The sequence below is a fragment of the Streptomyces sp. MnatMP-M17 genome, assembly GCF_900091995.1.
Taxonomy (GTDB): Bacteria; Actinomycetota; Actinomycetes; order Streptomycetales; family Streptomycetaceae; genus Streptomyces.
In genome coordinates, this window is the sequence record NZ_FMDK01000186.1 from 1 (window position 1) to 2,313 (window position 2,313).

The 2,313-nt window shown below is 69.6% G+C and carries 1 protein-coding gene; it reads left to right on the forward strand.

The genetic code is table 11. The features are described from left to right. On the forward strand, positions 1–1,975 hold a 1,975-nt coding region (locus GA0115259_RS09135), incomplete at its 5' end, for a peptidoglycan D,D-transpeptidase FtsI family protein (protein WP_107469150.1). Positions 1,976–2,313 lie beyond the last annotated feature (338 nt).

Below are 2,313 nucleotides of genomic sequence, written 5' to 3' on the forward strand. Positions count from 1 at the left end.
CTCGGGCGGCGCGGGCCGGAACCGGCCGGCCGGCCGTCCTCCGGCCCGCAGACCACGCGCCGGAGCTGCCGCGCCGCAGCGGATCCGGCTGGGCAGTCCACGGCCCCGGCTGCGTCTGGTCAGCCTCGCCCTGACGCTGGTCATGCTGGTCTTCGTCGTCCGGCTGCTCCAGGTGCAGGCCGTCGACGCGAGTGCGTACGCCGCCAAGGCGGAGAAGAGCCGCTATCTCAGCCATACGATCGACGCGGAGCGCGGCGAGATCACCGACCGTTCCGGGATCGCCCTCGCCACCAGCGTCGACGCGTACGACATCACCGCCGACCCATATATGTTCACCCGCGAGTTCAGCAAGATCTCCGACGCTCCCGAGAAGGCGGCGGCGCTGCTCGCGCCGATCCTCGGCGCCGAGACCGGCACTCTGGTCAAGAAGCTCAAGACTCCCAAGTCCCGCTACGCCGTCCTGGCCCACCGCCAGACTCCCCAGGTCTGGAACCAGATCAAGGACCTCAAGAGCGTTCTCGCGCAGAAGGCGAGCAAGGAGCAGGAGGACAGCGAGAAGGCGGCGGCCAAGAACGACAGCACGAAGGGCGGCGCGGGCGCCACAAGCAGCGGCGGTACCGGCGTCAGTGTGCTGGCCGGTGTCTTCCAGGAGACCAGCAGCAAGCGCGTGTACCCCAACGGTGATCTCGCCGCCGGGATACTGGGATATGTCAACGCCGCGGGCCATGGTGCGGGCGGCGTCGAGTCCATGCTCGACAAGGCGCTGGCCGGCGAGGACGGCGAGGTCACCTACGCCCAGTCCGGCGGCCGTCGTGTGCCCACCGCCAGCTCCCGCGAGAAGCCCGCGGTGCCCGGCTCCGACATCGAGCTGACCATCGACCGCGACATCCAGTGGGCGGCCCAGCAGGCCATCTCGGAGCAGGTGCGCGACTCCAAGGCGGACCGCGGCTATGTGATGGTCCAGAACACCAGGACCGGCGAGGTCCTCGCCATGGCCAACGCTCCCGGCTTCGATCCCAACGACCTCTCCCAGGCCGACACCGCCGCCATGGGCAACGCGGCCCTCCAGGACGTCTACGAGCCCGGCTCCACCAGCAAGGTCATGTCCATGGCCGCCGTACTGGAGGAGAAGGCCGCCACACCCGACACCCATGTCGTCGTCCCCAACCGGCTGCACCGCGGCGACCGGCTCTTCAAGGACGACATCGACCATCCGACCTGGTATCTGACACTCAACGGCGTCCTCGCCAAGTCCTCCAACATCGGCACCATCCTGGCGACCGGCCAGCTCGGCAGCACCCAGCCCGAGGCCAACAAGGTCCTCCACTCGTATCTGACCAAGTTCGGCATCGGCCGGCCCACCGGTCTGGACTACCCGGGCGAGACCCAGGGCATCCTCGCCAAGCCCGAGGACTGGTCCACCTCGCAGCAGTACACGATCCCGTTCGGCCAGGGCCTCTCGCTCAACGCCATGCAGGCCGCCTCGGTCTACTCGACCATCGCCAACGGCGGCGTACGGATCGAACCGACGCTCATCCGCGGTACGACAGGACCCGACGGACGCTTCACACCCGCGCCCGCGCCCAAGAAGACCCGGGTGGTCAGCGAGAAGACCGCGAAGACCGTCGCCACCATGCTGGAGTCGGTCGTCGGCAACGAGGAGGGCACGGGCACCAAGGCCCGTATCCCCGGCTACCGCGTCGCAGGCAAGACCGGTACGGCCAACCGGGTCGACCCGGACCTCGGCCGCTACAAGGGCTACACCGCATCCTTCGCGGGCTTCGCACCCGCCGACGATCCGCAGATCACGGTCTACTGCGCCATCCAGAACCCGACCAAGGGCAGCTACTTCGGCGGCCAGATCTGCGGACCCATCTACAAGAAGGTCATGGAGTTCGCTCTCAAGACCCTGCAGGTCGAACCGACCGGCAGTAAACCCGCCAGTCTGCCGGTGACCTTCAAACCCGGCGAGTGACCCCAGGGAAAGCGCCAGTGACAACGATCACCCCCGATTCGGGGAACCACCCGGAACGCGCCGCGCAGGAGCCGCCCTCACTTGGCCCGCGGCCCGCGGAGCCCGGTACGCTCACCGCCGTGCCACAAGCTGATCAGTACCGAACCACCCCGAAGGACGCCCCTGTGAACCAGCCGGGGACGCCCCGCCCGGAACGGGTCCGCCCGACCTCCCTCGCGGAGCTGGCGGCCCGGCTGGGAACCGAGGCACCGGGCCCGGGGGAGGGAGCGGAACCGGCGGCAGGACCGGCGGGCCCAGCCGCGGGAGAGGGCCCCGGGAGGCCCGCGGCCCGCGGCGAG